General features: G+C 71.3%; 25 protein-coding genes and 1 pseudogene. 9 read left to right on the top strand and 17 right to left on the bottom strand.

Annotation, left to right across the window (positions count from 1 at the left end; all coding sequences use genetic code 11):
- Positions 1-52: 52 nt before the first annotated feature.
- Entirely contained in the window at positions 53-820 is a 768-nt protein-coding gene (gene map, locus AB0L53_RS52485; protein WP_364012380.1) for a type I methionyl aminopeptidase, read from the top strand.
- Positions 821-1034: 214 nt separating this feature from the next.
- Here the strand turns inward: map and AB0L53_RS52480 are convergent, their stop codons facing one another.
- The 3 genes from AB0L53_RS52480 to AB0L53_RS52470 form a co-directional block, all read right to left on the bottom strand.
- Positions 1035-1907, bottom strand: a complete 873-nt coding sequence (locus tag AB0L53_RS52480; protein ID WP_364012377.1) for a 5'/3'-nucleotidase SurE — start codon at positions 1905-1907, stop codon at positions 1035-1037.
- Between the two features lie 188 nt (positions 1908-2095).
- A complete protein-coding gene (locus AB0L53_RS52475; protein ID WP_364012374.1) occupies positions 2096-2608 on the bottom strand; it encodes a GyrI-like domain-containing protein in 513 nt (170 codons plus the stop codon).
- Entirely contained in the window at positions 2605-3681 is a 1077-nt protein-coding gene (locus AB0L53_RS52470) for a MerR family transcriptional regulator (protein ID WP_364012371.1), read from the bottom strand. The genes AB0L53_RS52475 and AB0L53_RS52470 overlap by 4 nt, the downstream gene beginning before the upstream one ends.
- A 73-nt stretch (positions 3682-3754) precedes the next feature.
- On the opposite strand from AB0L53_RS52470, the gene AB0L53_RS52465 reads away from it, so the two are divergent.
- Entirely contained in the window at positions 3755-4318 is a 564-nt protein-coding gene (locus AB0L53_RS52465; RefSeq protein WP_364012367.1) for a MerR family transcriptional regulator, read from the top strand.
- Here the strand turns inward: AB0L53_RS52465 and AB0L53_RS52460 are convergent.
- Together AB0L53_RS52460 and AB0L53_RS52455 are read right to left on the bottom strand one after the other, a co-directional pair.
- Positions 4234-4542: a DUF6204 family protein gene (locus tag AB0L53_RS52460; RefSeq protein ID WP_364012364.1), complete on the bottom strand. Its 309-nt coding sequence runs from the start codon at positions 4540-4542 to the stop codon at positions 4234-4236. The genes AB0L53_RS52465 and AB0L53_RS52460 overlap by 85 nt on opposite strands.
- A 3-nt stretch (positions 4543-4545) precedes the next feature.
- On the bottom strand, positions 4546-5184 hold the full coding sequence (locus tag AB0L53_RS52455; protein ID WP_364012361.1) for a TetR/AcrR family transcriptional regulator: 639 nt from the start codon (positions 5182-5184) through the stop codon (positions 4546-4548).
- Positions 5185-5258: 74 nt separating this feature from the next.
- Between AB0L53_RS52455 and AB0L53_RS52450 the strand changes: the two genes are divergently transcribed.
- Both AB0L53_RS52450 and AB0L53_RS52445 read left to right on the top strand, forming a co-directional pair.
- Positions 5259-6038, top strand: a complete 780-nt coding sequence (locus tag AB0L53_RS52450) for an ATP-binding cassette domain-containing protein (protein ID WP_364012358.1) — start codon at positions 5259-5261, stop codon at positions 6036-6038.
- Between the two features lie 38 nt (positions 6039-6076).
- On the top strand, positions 6077-6829 hold the full coding sequence (locus tag AB0L53_RS52445; protein WP_364012355.1) for an ABC transporter permease: 753 nt from the start codon (positions 6077-6079) through the stop codon (positions 6827-6829).
- A 7-nt stretch (positions 6830-6836) separates the two neighbouring features.
- Here AB0L53_RS52445 and AB0L53_RS52440 read toward each other — a convergent pair whose 3' ends face one another.
- Entirely contained in the window at positions 6837-7871 is a 1035-nt protein-coding gene (locus AB0L53_RS52440; protein ID WP_358203468.1) for a DUF4037 domain-containing protein, read from the bottom strand.
- 185 nt (positions 7872-8056) lie between these two features.
- Between AB0L53_RS52440 and AB0L53_RS52435 the strand changes: the two genes are divergently transcribed.
- Together AB0L53_RS52435 and AB0L53_RS52430 are read left to right on the top strand one after the other, a co-directional pair.
- On the top strand, positions 8057-9130 hold the full coding sequence (locus AB0L53_RS52435; RefSeq protein WP_364012351.1) for a M4 family metallopeptidase: 1074 nt from the start codon (positions 8057-8059) through the stop codon (positions 9128-9130).
- A 116-nt stretch (positions 9131-9246) separates the two neighbouring features.
- Positions 9247-9513, top strand: coding sequence for a protealysin inhibitor emfourin (locus AB0L53_RS52430; RefSeq protein WP_364012348.1), 267 nt, complete (start codon positions 9247-9249; stop codon positions 9511-9513).
- A gap of 61 nt (positions 9514-9574) precedes the next feature.
- Here AB0L53_RS52430 and AB0L53_RS52425 read toward each other — a convergent pair whose 3' ends face one another.
- The 3 genes from AB0L53_RS52425 to AB0L53_RS52415 all read right to left on the bottom strand — a co-directional run bounded on the left by AB0L53_RS52425 (position 9575) and on the right by AB0L53_RS52415 (position 14792).
- Positions 9575-10033: a GNAT family N-acetyltransferase gene (locus AB0L53_RS52425; RefSeq protein ID WP_364012346.1), complete on the bottom strand. Its 459-nt coding sequence runs from the start codon at positions 10031-10033 to the stop codon at positions 9575-9577.
- Positions 10034-10054: 21 nt separating this feature from the next.
- Positions 10055-11485 carry an adenylosuccinate lyase gene (gene purB / locus AB0L53_RS52420; protein WP_364012343.1) on the bottom strand — a complete coding sequence of 477 codons (1431 nt, stop codon included), beginning with the start codon at positions 11483-11485 and terminating at the stop codon, positions 10055-10057.
- Between the two features lie 70 nt (positions 11486-11555).
- On the bottom strand, positions 11556-14792 hold the full coding sequence (locus tag AB0L53_RS52415) for an efflux RND transporter permease subunit (protein ID WP_364012340.1): 3237 nt from the start codon (positions 14790-14792) through the stop codon (positions 11556-11558).
- Between the two features lie 97 nt (positions 14793-14889).
- Between AB0L53_RS52415 and AB0L53_RS52410 the strand changes: the two genes are divergently transcribed.
- Positions 14890-15339, top strand: a complete 450-nt coding sequence (locus tag AB0L53_RS52410) for a MarR family transcriptional regulator (RefSeq protein ID WP_364012337.1) — start codon at positions 14890-14892, stop codon at positions 15337-15339.
- 78 nt (positions 15340-15417) lie between these two features.
- On the opposite strand, the gene AB0L53_RS52405 is transcribed toward AB0L53_RS52410, so the two are convergent.
- From AB0L53_RS52405 to AB0L53_RS52385, 5 genes are all read right to left on the bottom strand, one after another.
- The gene (locus tag AB0L53_RS52405) at positions 15418-17709 is read right to left on the bottom strand and encodes an ATP-binding domain-containing protein (protein ID WP_364012334.1); all 2292 of its coding nucleotides are present in this window, start codon (positions 17707-17709) and stop codon (positions 15418-15420) included.
- Between the two features lie 360 nt (positions 17710-18069).
- A complete protein-coding gene (locus AB0L53_RS52400) occupies positions 18070-18303 on the bottom strand; it encodes an RICIN domain-containing protein (protein ID WP_364012331.1) in 234 nt (77 codons plus the stop codon).
- A gap of 49 nt (positions 18304-18352) precedes the next feature.
- Complete coding sequence (locus AB0L53_RS52395) at positions 18353-18580, bottom strand: hypothetical protein (RefSeq protein ID WP_364012328.1); 228 nt, start codon at positions 18578-18580, stop codon at positions 18353-18355.
- Positions 18577-19122, bottom strand: a complete 546-nt coding sequence (locus AB0L53_RS52390) for a hypothetical protein (RefSeq protein WP_364012325.1) — start codon at positions 19120-19122, stop codon at positions 18577-18579. The genes AB0L53_RS52395 and AB0L53_RS52390 overlap by 4 nt, the downstream gene beginning before the upstream one ends.
- 316 nt (positions 19123-19438) lie before the next feature.
- Positions 19439-20335 (bottom strand): LysR substrate-binding domain-containing protein, encoded by an 897-nt coding sequence (locus AB0L53_RS52385; RefSeq protein ID WP_364012323.1) that lies wholly within the window; start codon positions 20333-20335, stop codon positions 19439-19441.
- A gap of 139 nt (positions 20336-20474) precedes the next feature.
- On the opposite strand from AB0L53_RS52385, the gene AB0L53_RS52380 reads away from it, so the two are divergent.
- Positions 20475-21842, top strand: a complete 1368-nt coding sequence (locus AB0L53_RS52380) for a VOC family protein (protein ID WP_364012320.1) — start codon at positions 20475-20477, stop codon at positions 21840-21842.
- 39 nt (positions 21843-21881) lie between these two features.
- Positions 21882-22238, top strand: a complete 357-nt coding sequence (locus AB0L53_RS52375; RefSeq protein WP_364012317.1) for an aldehyde dehydrogenase family protein — start codon at positions 21882-21884, stop codon at positions 22236-22238.
- On the opposite strand, the gene AB0L53_RS52370 is transcribed toward AB0L53_RS52375, so the two are convergent.
- The 3 genes and pseudogenes from AB0L53_RS52370 to AB0L53_RS52360 all read right to left on the bottom strand — a co-directional run.
- Complete coding sequence (locus AB0L53_RS52370; protein ID WP_358549437.1) at positions 22201-22623, bottom strand: thioesterase family protein; 423 nt, start codon at positions 22621-22623, stop codon at positions 22201-22203. The genes AB0L53_RS52375 and AB0L53_RS52370 overlap by 38 nt on opposite strands.
- Positions 22616-23185: a TetR/AcrR family transcriptional regulator gene (locus AB0L53_RS52365; RefSeq protein WP_364012313.1), complete on the bottom strand. Its 570-nt coding sequence runs from the start codon at positions 23183-23185 to the stop codon at positions 22616-22618. The genes AB0L53_RS52370 and AB0L53_RS52365 overlap by 8 nt, the downstream gene beginning before the upstream one ends.
- Positions 23186-23281: 96 nt before the next feature.
- Positions 23282-23583: pseudogene (locus tag AB0L53_RS52360) on the bottom strand (hypothetical protein); the annotation flags it as partial.

The raw sequence follows: 23583 nt of genomic DNA, 5'->3' as shown, positions 1-23583 counted from the left end.
ACAGCCGGGATACGAATACCAGTGGGATAAAAATACCGGTATAGTTATCGACATGGTGGAGATCAAGACATTGGCGGAGATCGAGGCGATGCGCGAAGCGGGCCGCGTGGTGGCGCGGGCGCTGCAGGCGATCGTCAAGCATGCGGCGGTGGGGGTGCGGGTCGACGAGCTGGACGAGCTGGCGGCCACCATCATCGCCGAGGCGGGTGCCAAGCCCGCGTTCCTGGGCTATCAGCCGCACTTCGCGCCGACGCCCTACCCGGCGGTCATCTGCGCGTCGATCAACGACGTGATCGTGCACGGCATCCCGGACCGTTACCGGCTCAAGGACGGCGACCTGGTCAGCGTCGACTGCGGCGCCTACCTCGACGGGTGGGCGGGCGACTCGGCGGTCAGCTTCGTGGTGGGGCTGCCGCGCGCCCGTGATGTGGCGCTCATCGAGGCGACGCAGGAGGCGCTGCGGGCGGGCATCGCCGCGATGCGGCCGGGCAACCGGATGGGCGACATCGGGCACGCCATCTCCTCGGTCGCGGTGGCGGGCGGGTATGGCGTGCCGATCGACTTCGGCGGGCACGGGATCGGCCGGCGGATGCACGAGGACCCGCACGTGGCCAACCAGGGGCGGCCGGGTCGCGGGCTGGTGCTGCGGACGGGTTTGGTGCTGGCGATCGAGCCGATGTTCACCGGGGGCGGCGACGGCCGCTACCTCACGGCCGCCGACGGGTGGGCGTTGCGGACCGTTGACGGCTCACGCGCGTCCCACAGTGAGCACACGGTGGCCATCACCGACGACGGGCCCGTGATCCTCACCGCGGTTTAGGAGTCGCGGTTCATAGGAGTCGCGGTTCAGGAGCCGCGTCGCCATGTCGTGCGGCTCTGTCGTGCTCACCCCTCGTGCGGCCCCGTTCCGCTCCCGCTCACCGCAGGGTTGGAGCCGTGTGGTGCCGTGCCGTAGAGCCGTGTGGTGGGTCGGGTTGTGGGCCCGTGGTGGTCTCCTGTGCGCGGGCCCACGGTGTTCCGGGGGTGCTCCGGGCTCAGGGGGTCAGGGCGTTGAGGCGGAGGCGGATGATGGTGGCGGTGGCCGGTCCCGCTTCCCAGTTGCCGTCCAGCGGGGTGATGGTGACGTTGCCCGCGGCCAGCAGGGTGCGGTCGGCGTCGGTCACCGGGTCGGGGGCGGTGGCCGGCAGGGGCAGGATGCGGTAGCAGGTGGCGCACGCGGTGGAGTCGAGGGTGTAGTCGGTGGAGAACGGCAGCGAGGTTCCCAGCTTGGCGACGGTGACCTTGCCGTTGGGGGTGACGGGGTAGTTGACGTTCAGCGCGGTGCGGGCGGGCAGGACGGCGCCGCGTGAGGTCGCCGCCAGCCGGTCGACGAGTTTGACGGCGAAGGCGATCGACTGGTCGGCGCTGGGGAAGGAGCCGCCGTTCCTGGCGACGCTGACCGCCACGGCGGGGATGCCGCCGGTGATGGCGGTGATCGTCGCGGCGACGGTGCCGGAGTAGTTGGCGGTCGCGGCGACGTTCTCACCCGGGTTGGGGCCCGAGACCACCAGGTCCGGCGGGTTGCCGGCGAACACGACGCGCGTCCCGAACGCGACCGCGTCGCTGGGGCTGCCCCCGACGGCCCAGACGCCGGGTTCCTTCTGGGTGGCCTGCAGCGTGGTGCCGAACCTGGCGTTGATCGCCGTGCCGGTGATGCTGACGTCGCTGTCGGGGGCGACGACCGTCACCTCGTGGCCCGCCTCGATCAGCTTCTGGCGCAGTCCTTGCAGGTAGGCGGAGGTGTAGCCGTCGTCGTTGGTGAGCAGGATGCGCAGGTGGCGCGGCTCGTGCGCCTGGGCCGGGGCGGGGTTCGCCACTCCCAGGAAGGCGAGTAACAGCACAGGGATGAGGGCGATGCGCTTGAACACGGTCTGTCTCCTTGCCGGCTCTTACCTTCGCGCCCGACGCGGCCGTGGCGACCGGCCTGACCTCGCTGGGCCGGTGTGTCCGCGGTGACGCTCGGGATGGGGTGACGCTTCGGAATGTAAGAGCCGGCGCGGCGGCGGGGGAAGATCGTGCGACCCCAGATGAACCCCTGATTAACGGGTGAGGCGGTTCATGCCGGGCGGACGGGCTGGCGCAGCAGCGTGCGCGGGTCGGGGTCGTCGAACTCCGTCAGGTACACCTCGTGGTGCGGCCCGTTGGCGACCAGGCCGTGCTCGTCCATGTACTCCTCCATCACCTTCAGGGTCACGGGTTCCTCGCTGTAGGGGCCGTTGTGCAGCATCTGCACGCACTGTCCTTCGGTGAAGACGGCCACCCGTACGCGGTCGACGGCCGCGCCGCTCGCGCGTACGGACTCGCGGGCTTGTTCCAGGCGTCCGGGCTCGGGTGTGGCGGGCAGGGGCAGCAGCAGGTGCCAGCGCCACTGCTCGCGCGGCACCTGCAGTCCCGGGCGCTCGTCCTCCACCCACCACAGGCCCTCCAGCGGCCCGGCTGGGCCGCCCATCGCGCCGGCGACGGCGTGCAGGGCGCCGATCGCGGACAGGTGTTCGGCTCCGCCTGGCTCGCCGATGCCGGTGACGTTCAGGCAGGTGACGGGGCCTTGGGTGATCAGTTCGGCGCTCATGACTCGTCCTCCAAAGGGATCATCAGGTGGGTGATCAGCTGGTCGGGCGGGGTGTGGGCCGGGTCGGACACGTATACCTCGCGGATCGGGCCGCGCATGGGGTGGCGGCGTTCGGCGCACCAGGCCAGGACGGCGTGGGCGGTCAGGGAGATCTGGTCGTAGGGGCCGAGGTGGGTGGCGGTGGCGAAGGTACCGCCGGGCAGCACGTCGACCTGTGCTCCCCCGCCGGCGTGCCAGCCGTCTGCCAGGACGAGCGCGGCGCTCACGTCGAAGTCGTCGGTCAGGTCGACGGGGAACAGGCCGATCAAACGCGGGCCACCGGCGGCCGCTCCCCCACCGGGCAGGGCTGGGGGCGTGTCAGCGGTAGTTGGACGGCTGCCGGGGGCCGCGGAGGGGGTATCGGAGGACATCACGGAGAGCGCCGGGGAAGAGTTCGCGGAGGGCGCCGGGGAAGAGTTCGCGGAGGGCGCCGCACCGGACATCGCGGAGGGCGTCGCGGAGGGCGTCGCGCCGGAGTGTGCCGGGTCGGTGCCGGCGACGCTCCCCGTGGCATTCCCCGCGTCAGTGTCGGTGTCTGTGGCAGTGCCTGTGTCGGATCGGGTCGCCGGCCCGTGCAGCAGGCCGGCTGTCAGGCGTGACATCGCGGCGGTGGTGGCGCGGGCGATGTCGGCCGGGCCGGTGGCGCGTTCGCGCACGAGCGCGACGCGGTGGGCCGGTTCGGTGACGATGCGGATCTGGGTGGCGGGCAGGCCGTCGGCTATGACGCGTTCCAGGGAGGCCAGTGTGCGCCGCCGCCGGGCCAGTTCGGCCTCCAGTGCGTCGTGTACGGACTCCAGGGCGCCTTCGGTGCCGGCCAGGACCTGGCCGACGACGGGCAGCGGCACGTCGAGGGAGCGCAGCAGCCCGATCGACATCGCCGTGCGGGCCTGGGCGGCGCGGTAGTAGCGGTAGCCGGTGGCGGTGTCCACGCAGGCGGGCCGGAGTAGCCCGATCTCGTCGTAGTGCCGCAGTTGCTTGACGCTCAGGCGGGTGAGCCGGGCGAACTGTCCGATCGGCAGGAGGTCGTCGTCCACGTCCCCCAGCATGGGGCCTCCGGCTGTGGGAGAGTCCAGCCCGGGGCTTGTGCCTGACGGAACGTGAGGGTTCATGGTGGGTGTCACGAGCTTCTCCGTGGGGCAGGTGTCCAGGCTGGCCGGTGTCACCGTGCGGACGCTGCATCACTATGACGACATCGGCCTGCTCAGTCCGGGTGAGCGGACGGCGGCCGGTTACCGGCGTTACACCGAGGCGGATCTGGTCAGGTTGCAGCAGGTGCTGCTGTATCGGGAGCTGGGTTTCGCGCTGGAGGAGGTGGCCGTCATTCTGGACGAGCCGCGTGCCGATGAGCTGACGCATCTGCGCCGCCGGCATGAGTTGCTGGTGGCCAGGTCCGAGCGGCTGAGTGAGGTGATCGCCGCGGCTGAAGAAGGCCGGTTGCCGCCGAAGCCGCAGCCGCGGTCACGTGCGGCCGTGATGTGCCGCGTTGATCTGTCTCCGCTTGGAAGGCCGCCGAGATCCGCGCCGCCGACGCCGTCACGTGAACGCGGCGGGCCGTTCCCGGGATGCCGGGCGGCCGGTGGCGGGGCTCAGCCCGAGCTCGCTCTCGGGCGGCCCTTGCGGCGGATCTTGATGTCGCGCATGTCCGTCACCGCGACGCGCAGCAGGCGGTAGGGGTGTCCGTGGGCGTCCAGGGCGGCCATCGCGGCCGTGGTGGCCTCGTGCTCGCCGTCGTCGGGGCCCGCGGGGATCTGGCAGCGGAAGGTGAAGGCCGACACGCTCTGGTCGTGGGTGAAGGTCCCGGCCTCGGTGAAGGCGGCGCCTGCCGCGGCCCGTACGGCCTCACGCGTGGCCTCGTCCAGGCCCTCGAAGGTGCCTCGGATCGTCACTCTGAACATTGGTCAGTCCTTACGTGTGGCGTAGGTACGAAGACGGTCTCCGAGCAGGTCCTCGTAGACGTCGATGAGTTCCAGCACGGCCGCGGCGATGGCGTCGGGGCCCTGCCCTGCCGCGGTCCGTTTGCCGATCTCGGCGTAGACCAGCGCGTGGAAGCCGCCGATGTGCCAGGCCACCATGCCGGGCAGGGGGTCGCCGGGCGCGGCGCCGCTCTCCTCGGCCAGGACGGCGGCCAGTTCGTCGGTCATCTGCCGGCCGAGGTCGCCCAGGCGGGCGGTGAGGGTGGGGGCGGCGCGCATCATGTCGAAGACGCGGCCGAAGCCGTCGGTCAGGCCGAGTTTGCGTTCGCGCCGCCGTACCTCCTGGCGCAGGTGTTCCAGGACGGCGGGGACGGCGGCCTGGCCGGCGGGGCGGTGGCGCACGATGTCGGCCAGGCGCTGGGGTGAGGCCTCCTCGGGCGGCAGGACGAGGTCCTCCTTGGTCTGGAAGTAGTTGTAGACGGTGTTGACGGACACCTCGGCCGCCGCCGCGACTTCGGCGATGGTGACGTGGTCGAAGCCGCGTTCGACGAACAAGGCGGTGGCCACGTCGCGGATGCGGTGGCGGGTCTGCTGCTTCTTGCGTTCCCGCAAGCCCTCGGTCATGCCGAATAGCTTAACTCAACTCCAAACTTTAAGTCGATTGCAATTTTGGAGTGGGGTGTGGTTCCATCGGCGGCATGCCTGAACCAGCCATCCACGTCCGGGGCCTGATGCGTACCTTCACCCTGGCCAAAGGCCCCGTCCACGCCGTACGCGGCATCGACCTGACCGTGCAGCGCGGCGAGATCCTCGGCTTCCTCGGCCCGAACGGCGCCGGCAAGACCACCACCGTCCGCATGCTCACCACCCTCCTGCCGCCCAGCGGCGGCCACGCCGAGGTGGCCGGGCACGACCTGCTCGCCGACCCCGCCGGGGTACGCCGCCGCATCGGCTACGTCGCCCAGTCCGGCGGCCTCGACCCCGGCTGCGGCGTACGCGAGGAGCTCATCACCCAGGGCCGGCTGCACCGCCTGACCAGAAGCCAGGCCGGCGAGCGAGCCGAGGAACTGGCCCGCGACCTGGCTCTGGCCGAGCTGATGGAGCGGCCGAGCGCCGCCCTGTCCGGTGGCCAGCGCCGCCGGCTGGAGATCGCGCTCGGCCTGGTCAACCGGCCTGAGGTGCTCTTCCTCGACGAGCCGAGCACCGGCCTGGACCCCGGCAGCCGCGCCGAGCTGTGGGAGCTGGTGCGCCGCATCCGCGCCGAGCACGGCACCACGGTCTTCCTGACCACCCACTACCTCGACGAGGCCGACGCGCTCGCCGACCGCATCGTCGTCGTGGACGCCGGAGCGGTCGTCGCCGAAGGCACCCCCGCCGAGCTCAAGTCCCGCCACACCGGCGATCCGGCCGCCAGCCTGCAGGAGGCCTTCCTGGCCATCACCGGCCACACCAACACCGGCGAACCCCTGTCCATCTAGACCCATCTGTCCATCTAGACCCACAGGAACACAGACCCATGACCCTTCTCACCGACACCGGCATCATTTTCGGCCGCTACCTGCGCGCCACGCTGCGCTCCACGACCAGCCTGTGGTTCGGCATGCTGCAGCCGCTGCTGTTCCTGGCGCTGTTCGGCCCGCTGCTGACCAGGCTCGACCTCGGCATGGGCGGATCGTCCTGGCAGGCGCTGGTCCCCGGCGTGCTGGTGCAGCTCGCCCTGCTCGGCGGCTCGTTCGTCGGGCTCGGCCTGCTGATGGACCGCAATCTCGGCGTCATCGACCGCATGCGCGTCACCCCCGTCCACCCGCTGGCCCTGCTGCTGGGCCGCACGCTGCGCGACGTCGTGCAGCTGCTGGCCCAGTCGATCCTGCTCATCGGGCTCGGCCTGGCCTTCGGGCTGCGCGCCCCGCTGGCCGGGATCGTGCTGGGCCTGGCCTTCGTCGCCGTCCTGGCCGCCGCCCTGTCGGCCCTGTCCTACGGGCTGGCCATGAACGTCGCCACGCCGCCGGAGTTCGCGGCCATCGCCAACACCGCCGGCATGCCGCTCATGCTGCTGTCGGGCCTGCTGCTGCCGATGAGCCTGGCGCCGGGCTGGCTCGACGCCGCCTCCCGGGTGGTGCCCCTGCGCTACACCGTCGACGCGGTACGGCAGGTCTTCCAGGGCCACTACGCCAACGCCACCGTCCTGACCGGCGCCGCCGTCACCGTGGCCCTGGCGGCCGTGTGCGTGTTCGGCGGCGCCCGCCTGTTCGGCCGTACGCGGGCCTGAGCGGCGCTCAGGCGCCCAGGCCGAGAGCCGCCGCCGTCACCGCCCGGGCGCGGCGCGGCTCCAGCAGCAGGTCCACCGAATCCGACAGCTGGTCCACGCACCCCACCACCGGCAACCCCCTGATCACCGGGTCCGACACCGATCCCAGCAGCGCCTGGACGAACCGGTCGCCGCCGATGACGCGGAAGGGCCGGTCGTGGAAGTCCCGTACCCGCTCATCCAGCGGCTCGGCCAGCGCCACCCGGTTCTGCAGCGCCGCCAGCCGCCCGTAGGCGGCGGCCAGCCCGTCCTCCCGCTCCCGCCATGACCGGGCGGCCACCGCCAGCCCCAGCGACTCCCCCAGCTCCGTCGAGCCGGGCATCCGCGCCAGGGCGCTGCCCAGCCATTTGGCGTAGGGCGGGTAGCGGCGGCGCAGCAGCAGCGCCAGCCGCATCACCTCCCGGCTCAGCCGTGCCCCCACGACGGCCGAGCCGAGCTCATCCCCCACCTCTCCCGACCGGCCGGGGAACGGCTCCTCCTGGGCGATGCGCCGCCACTGGCACGCCAGTACGTACCGCCACACATCGCCCGGATACCAGCGCAGCGCCGCCCGTGCCTCCTCCAGGCCGCCCAGCCCGTCATGGAACACCTCCCCCAGCGTCACCTCCGCCAGGCTCTGCCACGGCACCGACAGCCAGTCCAGCAGCGACACCCCCCGCCGCGGGTCGAACCCCAGCCGCTCCACCAGCCACGCCTCCAGATCGGCGACGACCACGCCCGGCCGCCGGGCACCGTGGTAGTCGAACACCGTCTCCAGCCCCCGAAACCGTTCGGGCAGCCCGGCCAGCACCTGCGCCTCCACCTGCGCCACCCGCTCCGGCTCCACGAACACCAGCACCCGCGGGCCCCAGTCGTGATCGGCGGAGCGGCCCGTGTCGAAGGCCAGCACCTCCGAGCCCGGCCCGATCAGCGCGGCACTGTGCGGCACCCGCTCCACCAGCGGCGCCACCACCTCGGCATAAAAGTCTCGGGACAACTCGATACCAGGAACAAAATCGGACATCACACTGTCAACTGTGCCTGACGGCCTGCCGAACCTCATCCGATTTTCCGGCCGCCCCGAACACCGCCCCGCACGCCCCCCGAATCCCGCCTAGGGATAGCCCTGAGACCGCCACGGATGCGCCCCGCACCCGGTCCCGCTTACGTGGAAACGTCAGAATCCGTTCTCGCCAAAAGGGCTCAGCCATGGCATATCGCTGCTCTTTCGTCCCGCCCCACGTCCTCGACCACATCGCCAAGGTCCAGGCACAGCAGAGCGCCGAACCCTCACCTGCCCAGCGCTCGGCCGTCGTCTCCGCCCAGTTCCGCCGCGGCAGGCGCAGCACCGACGCCCTCCCCCTGGCCCAGCAGCGCCTGACCGCCGAACCCGAAAGCGTCCCGCCGGGCCTGACCGTCCCCAAACCCGGCACCGCCGGACGCCTCGTCTACGACGACCTCAACCAGTGGACCTTCGACGTCACCTTCATCCGCGGCGAAGGAGACCCCGCCGTCGCGGCCCAGAACGCCAACGACGCCTACGATCGCCTCGGCGCCGTACGCGCCTACTACAAGGACCGGCTCGGCCGCGAGTCCATCGACAACGCCGGGCTCAACCTCGTCGCCAACGTCAACTTCGGCCTCGCCTTCGACAACGCCTTCTGGGACGACTCCGGCCTGCGCATGGTGTTCGGCAACGGCAGCGGCCAGGTCTTCAAGGACCTGACCGCCAGCATGGACGTGTGCGCCCACGAGCTCACCCACGGCGTCACCCAGTTCAGCGCCAACCTCAACTACACCAACGACCAGAGCGGCGCCCTGAACGAATCCTTCAGCGACATGCTCGGCACCGCCATCGACGCCTACACCGGCGGCCAGGACGCCCACACCCACAACTGGCTCATCGGCGATGAGATCATGGCCGACGACCTGTACGGCGAGGCGCTGCGCAACATGGCCGAACCCGGCACCGCCTTCGACAACCCCCTGATGGGCCGCGACCCGCAACCGCGCGACATGTCCGGTTACTTCGAACCCGCCGACCCGCACATCATGTCCGGCATCACCAACCGCTGGTTCTACCTCATCAGCCAGGACCTCGGCCTCGACGCCACCACCGTGATCATGTACCAGACGTTGCAGAACCTGTGGCCCAACGCCAAGTTCGCCGACGCCGCCGCCGTCGCCGTCGCCCAGGCCCGCATCCTGGCCCGCGCCGGCCTGGTCCCCCGCCAGTCGCCCCAGACCGTCCGCGGCGCCGCCAGGCAGCAGGGATTCTGGTAACCCCTTCCGCACGGGTCCGGCGACGAGGCTTGCCGCGAGGGTTGCGCGGCCAAGCCCGCCCCGGATCCGTGCGGAGCCCCGTACCGTGGGGTGAACAGCCAGCCGGAAGGACGCCCATGCGTGTCACGCTCGAAACCAGCGGCGGCTTCACCGGCCTGCGCCGCACCGCCACCCTCGACACCGACCTGGACGAGGCCGTCGACGACCTGCTGCGGCACCTCGGCTCCGGCGCGGCCGCCGAGCCGTCCGGCTCCTCCCAGCCCCGCTACCGGCTGACGGTCCACCGTCCCACCGGTGACCAGGTGACCGAGCTGACCGAGTCCGAGGTGCCCGCCGCCCTGCGCCCCCTGCTCACCGAGCTGCTCCGCCACGCCCGCCCATAAAGGCGCACAAGCCCGCCGTTCCCGTACGGCAGCGGCAGCGGCCCTCCTCGATAGGCCCGCTCTACACCACTTGCGAGGCCATGAGCGCGCGGCGCCGGTAGCCGATCCGCTCGTACACCCCGATCGCCGCCCGGTTGTCCTCATCCACCATCAGCGCCGCCCGGCCCCGCGCCGCCACCATCTCGCCCGAGACCCACCGGCACAGCCGATGTGCCAGCCCTCGCCCGCGAAAGCGGGCCGCCGTCGCCACTCCCGCCAGGAAGCCGACCGAGGGGGCGCTCCACGCCTCGGCCGCCACCGCCGCCAGCCCGCCGCCGGTCCGCACCCCGGCCCATCGCCGTACTCCGGGCACGCCTGGCACCGCGTACGAATCCGGCGCGGCGCCCGCCAGCAACCCGGCCACCTCCACGTCCGTCTCCGGCCCCAGCCACCCGGCCCCGTCCGGGCCGCCCGCCGCGTCCCCCGAGACCGGGCCCGAGACCGGAGCCGGACCGGGAGCCGGCGGGCCGGGCAGGCTCATCCAGCCGCGACAGCTCGACGATCACAGAATCGAGCCCGGCCGGTAGGCCGCCGCCTCCGGATGGGCCGCCACGATCTCGCCCACCGACCGCGACACCGCCGCCACCTGCTCGGCCGCCGCGCCGGTGAACGACACCCGGTCGGCCAGCAGCGCCGCCAAGGCGTCCCGGTCCAGCGGGAAACGCTCATCGGCCGCCAGCCGGTCCAGCAGCTCGTTGGCCGCGCCCTGCGAGCGCATCGCCAGCGCCGAAGCCACCGCGTGCTCCTTGATCAGCTCGTGTGCCCGCTCCCGGCCGACCCCGGCGCGGACCGCCGCCATGAGCATCTTCGTCGTGGCCAGGAACGGCAGGTAGCGGTCCAGTTCCGCCGAGATCACCGCCGGGAAGGCGCCGAACTCGTCCAGGACCGTCAGCATCGTCTCCACCAGCCCGTCGAAGGCGAAGAAGGCGTCCGGCAGCGCCACCCGGCGTACCACCGAGCACGACACATCGCCCTCGTTCCACTGGTCGCCGGCCAGCTCGGCCACCATCGAGGCGTAACCGCGCAGCACCACCGTCAGGCCGTTCACCCGCTCGCAGGAGCGGGTGTTCATCTTGTGCGGCATCGCCGACGAGCCGACCTGCCCCTCCTTGAACCCCTCCGTCACCAGTTCGTGCCCGGCCATCAGCCGGATCGTCTTGGCCAGCGACGACGGCGAGGCCGCCAGCTGTAGCAGGGCCGAGACGACCTCGAAGTCCAGCGAGCGCGGGTACACCTGGCCCACGCTGGTGAAACGCCGCTCGAACCCCAGGTGCGCGGCCACCCGGCCCTCCAGCTCCGCCAGCTTCGCGCGGTCGCCGTCCAGCAGGTCCAGCATGTCCTGGGCGGTGCCCACCGGTCCCTTGATGCCCCGCAGCGGGTAGCGGGCGATCAGCTCCTCCAGCCGGCCGAAGGCCACCAGCAGCTCATCGGCCGCCGAGGCGAACCGCTTGCCCAGCGTGGTGGCCTGCGCGGCCACGTTGTGCGAACGGCCCGCCACCACCGTCGCCTCATGCTCCTCGGCCAGCCGCGCCAGCCGGGCCAGCAACGCCACCACCCGGTCGCGTACCAGCAGGAGGCTGTCGCGTATCTGCAGCTGCTCGACGTTCTCGGTCAGGTCGCGCGAGGTCATGCCCTTGTGCACCTGCTCGTGCCCGGCCAGCGCGTTGAACTCCTCGATGCGCGCCTTCACGTCGTGGCGTGTCACTCGCTCCCGCGCGGCGATGGAGGCCAGATCGACCTGCTCGACCACTTTCTCGTAGTCGGCGACCGCCTCCTGCGGGACCGTGACCCCGAGCTCCGCCTGCGCCCGCAGCACCGCCAGCCACAGCCGCCGCTCGGCGACGACTTTGTACTCGGGGGACCACAACCGGGCCAGCTCCGGGGAAGCATAACGAGCGGCCAGGACATCGGGGATACGCGGCTTGGAAGTCACGTCGGACAAGTCTATTCACACAGCTCCGCCCGCACGGCACCAGGCCGTACGGGCGGAGCACCCCTCTGCTTTACGGGGTCGGAGCCAGAACCTTCGCCTCTTCCCGCTTCGGCTCGGCCGGCTTGCGGCGCAGCCGCTCCTTGGCCCGCTCCACCATCGTGTAGAGGGTCGGAACCAGCACGAGCGTCAGCAGGGTCGAGGTGATCAGCCCGCCGATGACCACGACCGCCAGCGGCTGGGAGATGAACCCGCCCTGCCCCGTCACACCCAGCGCCATCGGCGTCAGCGCGCAGATCGTGGCCACCGCCGTCATCAGGATCGGCCGCAGCCTGCGCCGGCCGCCCTCGATCACCGCCTCCACGATCCCCAGCCCCTGAGCGCGGTACTGGTTGATCAGGTCGATCAGCACGATCGCGTTGGTCACCACGATCCCGATCAGCATCAGCATGCCGATCAGCGCCGGCACGCCCATCGCCGTGTCGGTGGCCACCAGCAGCCCGACCGCGCCGGTCGCGGCGAACGGAATCGACACCAGCAAGATCAGCGGCTGCACGAAGCTGCGGAACGTCGCCACCATGATCATGAACACGATCGCGATCGCCGCCAGCATCGCCAGCCCCAGATCCGCGAAGGCGTCCTGCTGATCGGCTGAGGCGCCGCCGATCTCGTAGGAGGCGCCCGAGGCCAGCGTCACGCCGTTCAGCTTCGTCGTCAGCGCCTGAGTCACGCTGCCCAGGTCCGAACCCGTCGCCTTGGCCGACACCGTCGCCGAGCGCTCACCGTCGATCCGGGTCACCTGCGTCGGCCCGGCCACCTGCTTGACGTCCGCCACCGACGACAGCTTCACCAGGCCCGTCGCCGTGACCAGCTTCAGCTTCTCGATCTCCTTGACGTCCTCGGGAGCGTCACCCACGCGCAGCACCAGGTCGCTGGCGCGCCCGTCCATGGTCAGCTGGCCCAGCGGCGCGCCGCGGAAGGCCTGCGCCACCGACTGGCCGATCTGCGCCTCCGACAGCCCCTTGGCGGCCGCCTTCTCCTTGTCGACCCGTACCTCGATCCGCGGGGCGCTGGCCTCCAGGTTCGACGACACATCACGCAGGCCCGAGACCTGGCCCATCGCCGTCTTGACCGCGTCGGCCGCGGTGCGCAGCGTCTCGGCGTCGGCCGCCTGCACGACCACGTCGATGGAGTCGGAGGAGAAGCCGCCGCCGCCCGAACCGCCGACCGTCACCTCACCGACGCCCGAAAGGCCGGTCAGCTTGTCGCGCAGCGCCTGCTCCACCGCCGGGGTGTCGGCGCCGTCCTTCAGTGTCAGCGAGTAGGACGCTCGATCCGCGCCGCCACCGGCGCCGCCGCGCATCGCGTTGCCGCCGCCGACGTTCACCTGGTAGGTCTCCACGCCGTCCAGGCCGGCCAGGACGCCCTCCACCTTCTTGGCGGCCGCGTCCGTGGTGGCCAGGTCCGTGCCCACGGGCATCTTCTGCGACACCGAGATCGTGTTCTGGCCGGCGGAGTCCAGGAAGTTGGTCTGCAGCCTGCCCGCCAGTCCCAGCGTGCCGACCATCACCGCCAGCCCGATCAGGATCGTCACCAGCTTGAAGCGCGTCGCGAAGCGCAGCACCGGCAGATAGGCGCGCTGCAGCGGGCTGCGCAGCTCCTTGGCCTCGGCCGCCTCCCGCTGCGCCCGCGCCTCCTCCGGCGTCAGCACCGGCGCCTTGAGGAACCAGTACGCCATCACCGGCACCACCGTCAGCGACACCACCAGCGAGGCCAGCAACGCCACCGCCACCGTGACCGCGAACGGGCCGAACAACTCACCCACCATGCCGCCGACCACCGCGATCGGCGCGAACACCGCCACCGTCGTCAGCGTCGAGGCCGTCACCGCGCCCGACACCTCGCGTACCGCCGACAAGATCGCCGACAGTTTCGCCTCGCCGTAGCCGAGGTGGCGCTTGATGTTCTCCAGCACCACGATCGAGTCGTCGACCACCCGGCCGACCGCGATCGTCAGCGCGCCGAGGGTCAGCATGTTCAGCGAATAGTCGCCCGCCCACAACGCGATCAGCGCGATCACCACCGACAGCGGGATCGACACCGCCGTCACCAGCGTCGAGCGCACCGACAGCAGGAACACCAAGATGACCAGCACCGCGAACGCCAGGCCCAGCAGGCCCTCGGTGGTCAGGCTCTCGATCGACTGCTGAACGTAGGGGGCCTGGTCGAAGACCACCGCCACGGCCGTCTCCGACGAGTCGCCCAGCGAGCGGCCCAGGTCGGGCAGCTTCTCGCGGATCGCGTTGGAGATCGACACCGCGTTGCCGTCGGGCATCATCGTCACCGACACGCCCAGGCTGGTCCGGCCGTCGGTACGGGTGATCGTCGTCGCCTCGGCCAGGCCGCGGGTGATGTCGGCCACCGAACCCAGCTTCACCGGCTTGAGCGGCTTGGGCTGGGCGAGCGCGGTCGTCTGCGCCGGCCGGCCGCCCGGCTGCTGCTGCCCGCCCGGCCGGCCCTGCTGCGGCTGCGCCTGCGGCTGTGCTTGGGCCGGGGTGGCCTGCGGCTGGGCCGGAGTCAGGTACAGGTCCTTCAGCTTGTCGATCGAATCGACGCGCTCGCCCACCTGCACCGTGAGCGAGGAGGTGCCGGAGTTGAGCGTGCCCGCCGGGATCGGCGTCCCGTTGGCCTTGAGCACGTCCGGGATCTGCGCCGCCGACACCCCGGCCAGCGCCATCTTCTTCAGGTCCGGCTTGATCGTGACGACCTCGTCACGGGTGCCGGTGACCGTCGCCTCCCGTACCCCCTCCACGGCCTGCAGCTCCGGCACCATGATCTGGCGCAGCTTGTCGGCCATCGCCCGCTCATCGCCGCCGTCGCCCACCGCCAGCACCAGCACCGGAATGTCATCGGTGTTACCCGCGACCACCTGGGGATCCACACCGGCGGGCAACTGCGGCTGCACCCGGCTGACCGCCTGCTGCATCTTGCTGATCGACGCCTCGATGTCGGTGCCGAAGGCGAAGGCCACCTGAACCTGGGTCATGCCCTCCTTGGAGGTGGAGGTCATCTGCTCCATGCCGTCAATCCCCTGGAAGGAGTCCTCCAGCGGCTTGGTCACCTGATCTTCCACGATCTCGGGCGAAGCCCCGGGATAGGAGGCGATCACGAACGCGCCGGGGAACGACAGCGACGGCAGCAACTGCTGCTTGAGCTGCGGGATCGTGAACGCGCCGAACGCGGTGATCACGATCGACAGTAAGATCACGAGGCTGCGGTTGGCAAGACTCAACCGGGCGAATGCGGTCATGAGCGTCCCTTCAGATTTCGCCCCAGACTAACACTTCGCCTTGTACGAATATTTAACCTGCCTTGGCTTTCCTGATAACCTTCTCAGGAAGCGAGAGGTGAGTGTGGACGACGAACGCGAAGAACTGATCCGCCGGATCACCGAGACCCAGCGCGGCCTCGGGCGGGCCCTCAGCCAGACCCAGTCCGCCTTATTCACCTCCAACCTCACCATGCGGCAACTCAAGGTCGTCATGCTGCTGTCCCACACCGGCTCGGCCTCCGGGCAGGAGCTCGCCCACGACCTCGGCGTCGGCCTGGGCACCGTGACCGGCATCGTCGACCGGCTGGTCAGCCATGGGCTGGTCAGCCGGCGCGAAGACCCCCACGATCGGCGCGTACGCCGGGTCGAGCTGACGGACGCGGGCGCCAAACTCCTGGCCGAGATCAACGACGTCGGCCTGGAGCACTACCGGCGCATCATGGACCACCTCGACACCGAGACCCTGCGCTGCCTGCTGCAGGTGACCACCCGCGTCCGCGAGGTCGCCGACCAGCTCTACCCGTAACCCTCCGTAAGCCCTCTGGGCCTAAATGAGGGTATTTATTCGATTATGTGTTTGGGTTTTTGATCCGCCCGGGCGCCTTTACAAAGTAGATTTTTTGGACATGTGGGACAAGGCCGGCGGCAGGTCGTTCTCGTGGGTGATCGTCAGGCGGCGGGTGGCCCTGGTCACCGCCACGTAGAGGTCCTGGCCGCCCATCGGTGACTGCGCCATGATGGCCGCCGGCTCCACCACGATGACGGCGTCGAACTCCAGCCCCTTGCACTGGGTCACCGTCAGCACCACCACGGGCGCCTCCAGATCGCCGCCGCCCGGCAGCAGCGCCGCCACCTCCGCATGAGCGGCGTCCGGGGTGAGGACGGCCAGGCGGCCCTCACCGATCACCGCCAGCTCCTCGGCCACCAGAGCGGGCAGCCCGGCCAGGCCCGTACGGACCGCGCGGGGCTCGGCCTCGCCGTCCCTGACCGACTCCGGCACACTCTGGGACGGATCGACCACGCGCAGGACGTCGGCCGCGACCCGCATGATCTCCGCCGGCGTCCGGTAGTTGACCAGCAGCCGCTCCTCCCGCCAGCGGCCACGCAGATAGGGATCCAGCACCTCGCCCCACGAGCGCGCGCCCGCCGCCGAACCCGTCTGGGCGATGTCGCCCACCACCGTCAGCGAGCGGGCCGGAACCCGGCGCATGACCATGCGCCACGCCATCGCCGACAACTCCTGCGCCTCGTCCACGATCACATGACCGTAGGCCCACTGGCGGTCGGCCGCGGCCCGCTCGGCGGTGCTCAGGTCCAGGCCGGTGTCGGCGTGGCGATCGGCCAGGACGTCGGCCCGGTCGAAGATGCCCTCCTCCAGCAGGCCGGTGCTCTCCAGCACCTCCCGGGCGTAGCGCTCCTGCTCCTCCCACTCGCCCTCGGCCTCCCGCGAGGCCGACCGGTCGGCCGAGTCGTCCTGGCCCAGCAGCTCGGCCGCCTCATCCAGCAGCGGGACGTCGCCGACCGTCCACGGCGAACCCGCCGGCCGTACCAGCGCCCGCCACTCCAGCCCCGGAGGCGAGACCTGCCACAGCGTCTCCGGGGAGGCCAGCAACTCCCCGATCAGGCGCTGCGGCGTCAGCTCCGGCCACAACCCCTCCACCGCCTCGTATATCGGAGGCTCCTGCCACAGCCGCGCGGAGGCCAGCGCGAGATCGACCTCGTCCAGATCGCGCTCCAGATCCAGCGGCTCGGCCAGCTCCGGATCCTCGAACTCCATCTCCGCCAGCCGCAACGCCTCCTCCACCGCCCGCGCCTCGGCCCGCGCCAGCTCCTTCAGCACTTCGGTGACGAACAGCTTGCGCGCCATGTTGTGCGGCAACCGCACCGCCCGCGCCCGCTCCCGCAACGCCGCGCACACCGCGCGCGGCACCCGCAGCACCCGGCCGTCCAGCAGCACCTCCAGATCGCCCTCGGGCAGCCGCTGCCGCTCACGCACCGCCGCCGCCACCACCTCGGCCATCCGCGTGTCGCCCTTGACCACCGCCGCCTGCGGCCCGTCGACGGCGACCGCGCGCACCCCGGGGAACAACTCCCCCACCGTCGAAATCACCACCTGCGTCTCGCCCAGCGCCGGCAGCACCTGGCCGATGTAGCGCAGGAACATCGGATTGGGGCCCACCACCAGCACCCCCCGCCGCTCCAGCGTGTCGCGGTGGGTGTAGAGGAGGTAGGCGGCGCGATGCAGCGCCGCAACGGTCTTGCCGGTGCCGGGGCCGCCCTGTACCACCAGCGCCCCCTGCAGGGAGGCGCGGATCACCCGGTCCTGCTCGGTCTGGATGGTGGCCACCACGTCACCCATCCGGCCCGTGCGGCCCCTGCGCAGCGCCGCCAGGAGGGCCGCCTCGCCGACCAGCGTGCGGCGCTCGCCCTCGCTCATCCGCTCCAGGTCGAACACCTCATCATCCAGGCCCACCACCGTGCGCTCGCGGGTGTGCAGGTGACGGCGGCGCAGCAGGGCGCCGGGATCGCTGGCCGTGGCCACGTAGAACGGGCGGGCCGCCGGGGCGCGCCAGTCGATCAGCACCGATTCGTGCTCCTCATCGCGCAGCCCGATCCGGCCGATGTAGGTGGTCTCGCCGCCGCTGTCGTCGATCCGGCCGAAGCACAGCCCGCGCTCGACCCCGTCCAGCTGCGCCAGCCGCCGCGCCTGCTCCGAGGCGCTCACCTCGCGCTCGACCCTGGCCTGGCGGGTGCCCAGCGCGCCGCCCCGGCCGTACACCTCACGCAGCACCGTCCGCGCCCGCTCACGCGCCGCGTCGAGTCTGCCGTAGAGCATGGACACGGTCCCCTGCTCGACGTCAAGGGCTTCCGCGAGAGCATCTTGACGATTAGCCATTCGCTGGTATACTCCTAACGGGAGGCTTGTATATAGCTTTTGGCTGAAGTGCCAAGTAGGTGAGCGTACCGCCCCTCCCGCCTTCCCGCAACCGCGTGCGCGCACGCGCATGCCCCTCGCACGAAGGCACGCACGCCCCTCCCTCCCGACAGGCCGCCCCGGCCTCGCACGTCCACCGCATGGCGTAGCAAGCGGACGGCCCCCGCGCCGACGCGATGCGGGGAGCGGGGGCCGAAGGTCTCTAGGCAGTGCTGGTGGCGTGCCGGCTGGGGTTCTCGCCGCCCCAGCGGCGGTCCTGGACCACACTTGCGCCGTCGGCGTGGTCCACATCGGCTACGTCCGGGCACAGACGACTGACGCTCATGGGGTTCGGCGACGCCAGATCTGGTTGAGGCGATCCTTGCAGATCGCCTGCAGGACGTTGGCGCCGTGGGCGCGGCTGGCGTCTTGGACGTCTAAGCATCTGCCGCTGTGCTCGGCGACGATCTCGTAGTAGGTGGTCTCGGCGTGGGCGACCCCGGGTGCGGCGAGGGTGAGGCCGGCGACCGCGGTCGAGGCCACGGCGAGAGCACGGCGGATCGCTGCGAAAGACATGATCATTTTTCCTCTCATGTGAACCAGAGTGGGTGTGAGAACCGATTCCTCATCCGTCGCACAGGCGCAACGACCGCCCCAGGTCGACGATGAAGCGAGCCAGTGCGGCCCGGCCGCGAAACAGGTCGTGCAGTTCGGCAGTGGGGTCATGGTCAAGGAGCTTCACGGGGATCGCGGTCCACGCACTGCGCAGCACGAGCGCGGCGGCGTAGCCGAAGGAGACCTCGCGGGGGTCGGCGATCGCGGCCGTCGCGGCGGCGTACGCGGCCTCGATCACCTCGTGACGGCGGGCAGGTCCGCGGGGTCGAGCTCGCCGGTGTGGGCCCGGCCGACCAGGAGCCGGCCGAGGTCGAAGCCCACGGCCGCCGGGTGCGGCCAGCTCCAGTCGACGGCCACGAACTGCGCCGAGCCGTCGGCCGGGACCAGCAGGTTCATAGGGCCGGCGTCACCGTGGACGAGGGTGTGCGGCAGGCGCTTGGCCCGCCAGGGGAACTGCGCCAGCGCCTCGGCCCTCAGCCCCTCGGGCATCCGCGCGAACCAGGCCGAGTGCTTGATCGCGTGGATCGACTTGACGAAGAACGACCAGCTCACGCCGCTGGTCGTCGTGCCGCGCATGCGGTGGAGCGAGGCCGTCGACAGCGACCCGGAACCATGGTGGACGGGCTCGACGCGAGCCTCGGCGATCTCGGCCAGCGGATCGCCGAGGCTCGCGCGGACCAGGTCCGTCAGGCCGGTGGCCGGTGGCCGGTGGCCGGTGTGTTGGTCATGGGTCCAGCCTGCCGAGCGCGATACTCCCTCGCATGAGCACGGCCTACTCAAATAGGCTGAGGACACCGCGGCCGTCCTGGAGGCCCGCTCAGCCCGCACGGCGAACGCATGATCGGCGGGGCCGAGGCGGCCGTCCTGCTGGCGCGGGGCCGGGCCGCGCAATGCCTGGCCCGCGTGGAGTCGGCGCGGCCAAGGCCCGCGTGCTGCGGCTGCGCGGCCGGCTCACCGACGCCCTCGCCTGGGCCCGCGACACCGTCGTGCGGCTGCCCGTGCCCAGCACGCCGGCCGGAGCCTGCCTGGGCGAACTCGCGCACGCCTACGCGCTCCTCGGCGACGTCGCCGCGGCCGAGATGGAGGAGCTCGTGCCTCAGTCTTGGTTCAAGTGCAGCCCGGCCGCCTGCCGCAGGGTCTGCAGGGCGTCGGCGAGCAGGGGGTTGCCGTTGGCCTCCCGGTGCAGGGCGACCACGGTGCGGTGGGCGGCGGGCAGGTCCAGTCGCGTCGCCACGACGCGATCGTCGCGAACATGGCCCAGAGCGGGCACCACCGCCACCCCCAGCCGGGCGGCCACCAGGTGGCGGACCACGTCGTAGTTGTTGCTGCGGAAGGTGACCGCGGGCACGAACCCGGCCGCCGCGCACAGCCGGGCCAGGGACAGGGCGCCGCCGGTGCCTTCGCGGCTGGTGATCCAGCGCTCCCCGGCCAGCTCGGACAGCTCGGCGCCCAGGGCGTGGTCGCGGGGCCGTAGCAGGAGCAGGTCCTCGCGCAGCAGGTGGTGGACGGCCAGGCCGTCGGGCCACTGCTGCGGGGTGAGGCCGTACTCGTAGACCAGCGCCAGGTCCAGGGCGCCGTCGATCACCCGCGGGATCAGCTCCTCGGGCTCGCCCTCCTCCAGGAGGATCTCCGCGCGGGGGTAGCGGCGGGTGAAGGCCGACAGGGTGGGCGGCACCAGCCGTACGCTGGCGGTGGGGAAGCTGCCCAGCCGCAGCCGGCCGGTGGTGCCGGCGGCCAGTTCGCGCACCTCGTAGCCGAAATCCTCCAGCGTGGCCAGCACCCGCTGGCTCAACTCGACCAGCCGGTGCGCCGCGGCGGTGGTGCGCACGCCGCGTGCCTCGCGCTCGAACAGCTCCAGCCCGGTGTCCTTCTCCAGCGCCGCGATCTGCTGCGACACCGCCGAGGCCGTGTAGCCGAGCTCGCGCGCCGCCAGCGCGAACGATCCGGTCCGGCACACCTCTCGCAGGGTGAGCAGATGCAGGGGTTTGATCATGCCGACTCCGCGCCGCCAGTAGAGCACCCTAAGCAGTGCTTGGGCTTTGGCTGGAAATCTATCGGTCTGCTGGGGCTTGGATTCACCCGGGATCGCCTCCATCGTGGACAAAGCCATCCGTACCTGGAGGAGATAACGCATGGTCATGGTCTCTCAAGGGCGGCTGCGCGCGGCGTTCGCGCGGCGCCTGTCGGAGATGTACGGGCAGGAGGTGCCCGCCTACCGGACGCTGGTGGCGGTCTCCCAGAAGGTCAACGACGGCGTGCTGCGGCGGGCGGGAGCCGACGCCGAACGGCTGGGCTCCATCGAGCGCGTCACCGCCGAACGGCACGGCGCCATCCGCGTCGGCACCCCGGCCGAGCTGCGGCAGGTCGCGCGGATCTTCGGGGCGCTGGGGATGCGCCCGGTCGGGTTCTATGACCTGCGGGAGGCCGCCGCCAGCGCCGTGCCCGTCGTCTCGACCGCCTTTCGTCCCGTCGCGGCCGACGAGCTGGCCGGCGATCCCTTCCGGGTCTTCACCTCGATGCTCACCCCTGCCGATCCCCGCTTCTTCGACCCGGATCTGCGCGAGCGGCTGGACAGGTTCCTGGCCGCGCGGCGGCTGTTCCCGCCGGAGCTGCTGGAGCTGGCCGATCGGGCCGGACGCGAGCGCGAACTGCCGCGCGAGCAGGCCGAACGCTTCACGCAGCTGGCCGTCCAGGCGTTCGCGCTGGGCCGGGAGCCGATCGACCAGGCCTGGTACGAGACCCTGGAACAGGTCTCGGCGGTCGCGGCCGACATCGGCGGCGTGACCAGCACCCACATCAACCACCTGACGCCGCGCGTACTCGACATCGACGAGCTGTACGCGCGGATGACCGAGCGCGGCATCACCATGATCGACCAGATCCAGGGGCCGCCGCGCTGGTCCGGTCCGGACGTACTGCTGCGCCAGACCTCCTTCCGCGCCCTGGCCGAGCCGCGCGCGCTGCGCCGGCCTGACGGCGGCCTCACCACGGGATCGCTGCGGGTGCGCTTCGGCGAGGTGGAGGCGCGCGGAATCGCGCTGACCCGCACCGGCCGCGAACGCTACGACGACCTGCAAGCCAGAGCCGACGCCCACACTGCCGACCGCACAGCCCTCTGGGATCGGGAGTTTCCCGCGACGGAGCGGGATCTGGCGCTCGAGCGGCTGGCGTACTTCACCTATCGGACGGTGCCGGATCGCCCGCGTGACGGGCGGCGGCCCGGCACCGGGCTCGCCGACCTGATCGATCACGGCTGGGTGCGCGCCGAGCCCATCGTCTACGAGGACTTCCTGCCCCGCTCGGCGGCCGGGATCTTCCAGTCCAACCTCACCGGGCAGGGCGTCAGGGACGACAGCCGCGCCGCCGCCGACTACGACAGCGACTGGCTCTCCGGCGCCATCGGGGCCGAGGTGCTGGACCCGTTCACCTTGTACGAGAGCCAGCAGCGGCGCTCGCTGGAGGACGCCGCCCGCGCGCTCGGCCTGCCCGAGATCACCTGACCCCCGAGCCCGACCTCGTACTGCGACGGAGAGCCGTTCATGACCACGACCACCCTGCCCGCCACCGGCGTCCTGCGCCGACGCGCCCTCGACATCCTGGCCCGCCTGGACGTCACCCTGGAGGAGGGCGACGACCTGCACGCCCGTACGCCGATCACCGGCGAGACCCTGCTCGGCCTCACCGCCGCGACGCCCGCCGACGCCGACGAGGCGATCGAGGCCGCGCACGAGGCGTTCCTGGCATGGCGTACGGTGCCCGCCCCCCGCCGCGGCGAGGTGGTACGCAGGCTCGCCGAACTCCTGCGCGAGCACACCTTGTCCGCACCCTGCTCTGAGACTCTGCCGGGGCCGGCCGGGCTCAGGAGGGCTTGCCCTTGGCCAGGGCACGCGCCGTGAACCGCTCGGCGTCGATGATCACCCGCTCGTGCGTACCCTCACCGATGACGTCCACCCCGTCACCGGCCGCCACCTCGAACCGCAGCCGCCGCCCCTCCACCGACACCAGCCGCACCCGGCAGGTCACCGTCATCCCCGCCGGCGTGGGCGCCTGGTGAGTGATGTCGACCCGCGTGCCGACCGTCTGCTCGCGCGGCCAGTCCAGGTACGGCAGGACGGCCCGTACACACGTCCACTCCAACAGCCCCACCAGGAACCCGGTGGCGAACACCGGCGGCATCACCCCGAACTCCGCCGACTCCGGATACAGCCCCGCCACGATCTTGCTCTCCGGCACCAGGAACGCGAACTCGTGCTCCAGCCCCGCGACCAGCCCTTCAGCCATGTACTCCACCGATCATCCGGGCGGCCGCGGCCTTGGCCCGCAGCATCGCCGACCGATCCCCATCCACCACGACCCGGGCATTGGCCCCGTCGATGAGCAGCAAAAACGCATAACCCAGCCCGTCAGGATCGGCCAGCCCGGCCTGCTCGGCCAACTCGGTCAACCGCTGCCGCAACCACCCCTTGTACGCGGAGATCACCTTGCGCGCCGGATGATCCGGATCGGGCAGCTCGACCGCGGCGTTGGTGAACGGGCACCCGCGAAACCCCTCGCTCCCGTGGCCCCGCGCCAGCCAGTCGAAGACCGCCAGCAGCCGCTCCTCGGCCGACCCGCCGCTGTCGAGGAGGAACTCGGTCAGCTCCGCCTGCCGTACGGCCCGCCGCCACTCCAGCACGGCGGCCACCAGGTTCTCCTTCGACCCGAACTGGGCGTACAGGGTCGGCTTGGACACCCCGGCCCGCTCCACCAGCGCGTCAACGCCGGTGGCCCGGATCCCCTCGGCGTAGAAGACCTCGGTCGCCACCTCCAGCAACCGCCGCCCACCCGGACTGTACTGCTCCACCACGCCATACTGACAGGTCTGTAAACCCCGCACAAACGCCTGCGCCGACACGCCCGTCCGTGGACGGTATCGCGCCCTCGCCGACGCACCCGCCGATCAGTGGTCCCCTAAGCGTGAGCCGTGCCAGGACCTCCATAACGCCTCATAAACCCCACCGGCCGCAACCAGCTCATCATGCGTGCCGACCTCCACCACGCACCCGCCCTCCATCACCACCACCCGATCCGCATCCCGCGCCGTATGCAGCCGGTGCGCGATCGCGATCACCGTACGTCCCTCCAGCACCGCCGCCAGCGACCGTTCGGAGGTTGTCACTTCAGGTGTGTAAAGATCGTTCCTGAGAGCTTGAGAGCGGTCTTTACCTGATGCGGCCTGGATAGGCGATGTCGAGTTCGATG

The organism is Nonomuraea sp. NPDC052129, assembly GCF_040680095.1.
Lineage (GTDB): Bacteria > Actinomycetota > Actinomycetes > Streptosporangiales > Streptosporangiaceae > Nonomuraea.
The sequence above is the reverse complement of the archived record's forward strand: the minus strand, read 5'-3'. Positions and strand labels throughout refer to the sequence as shown.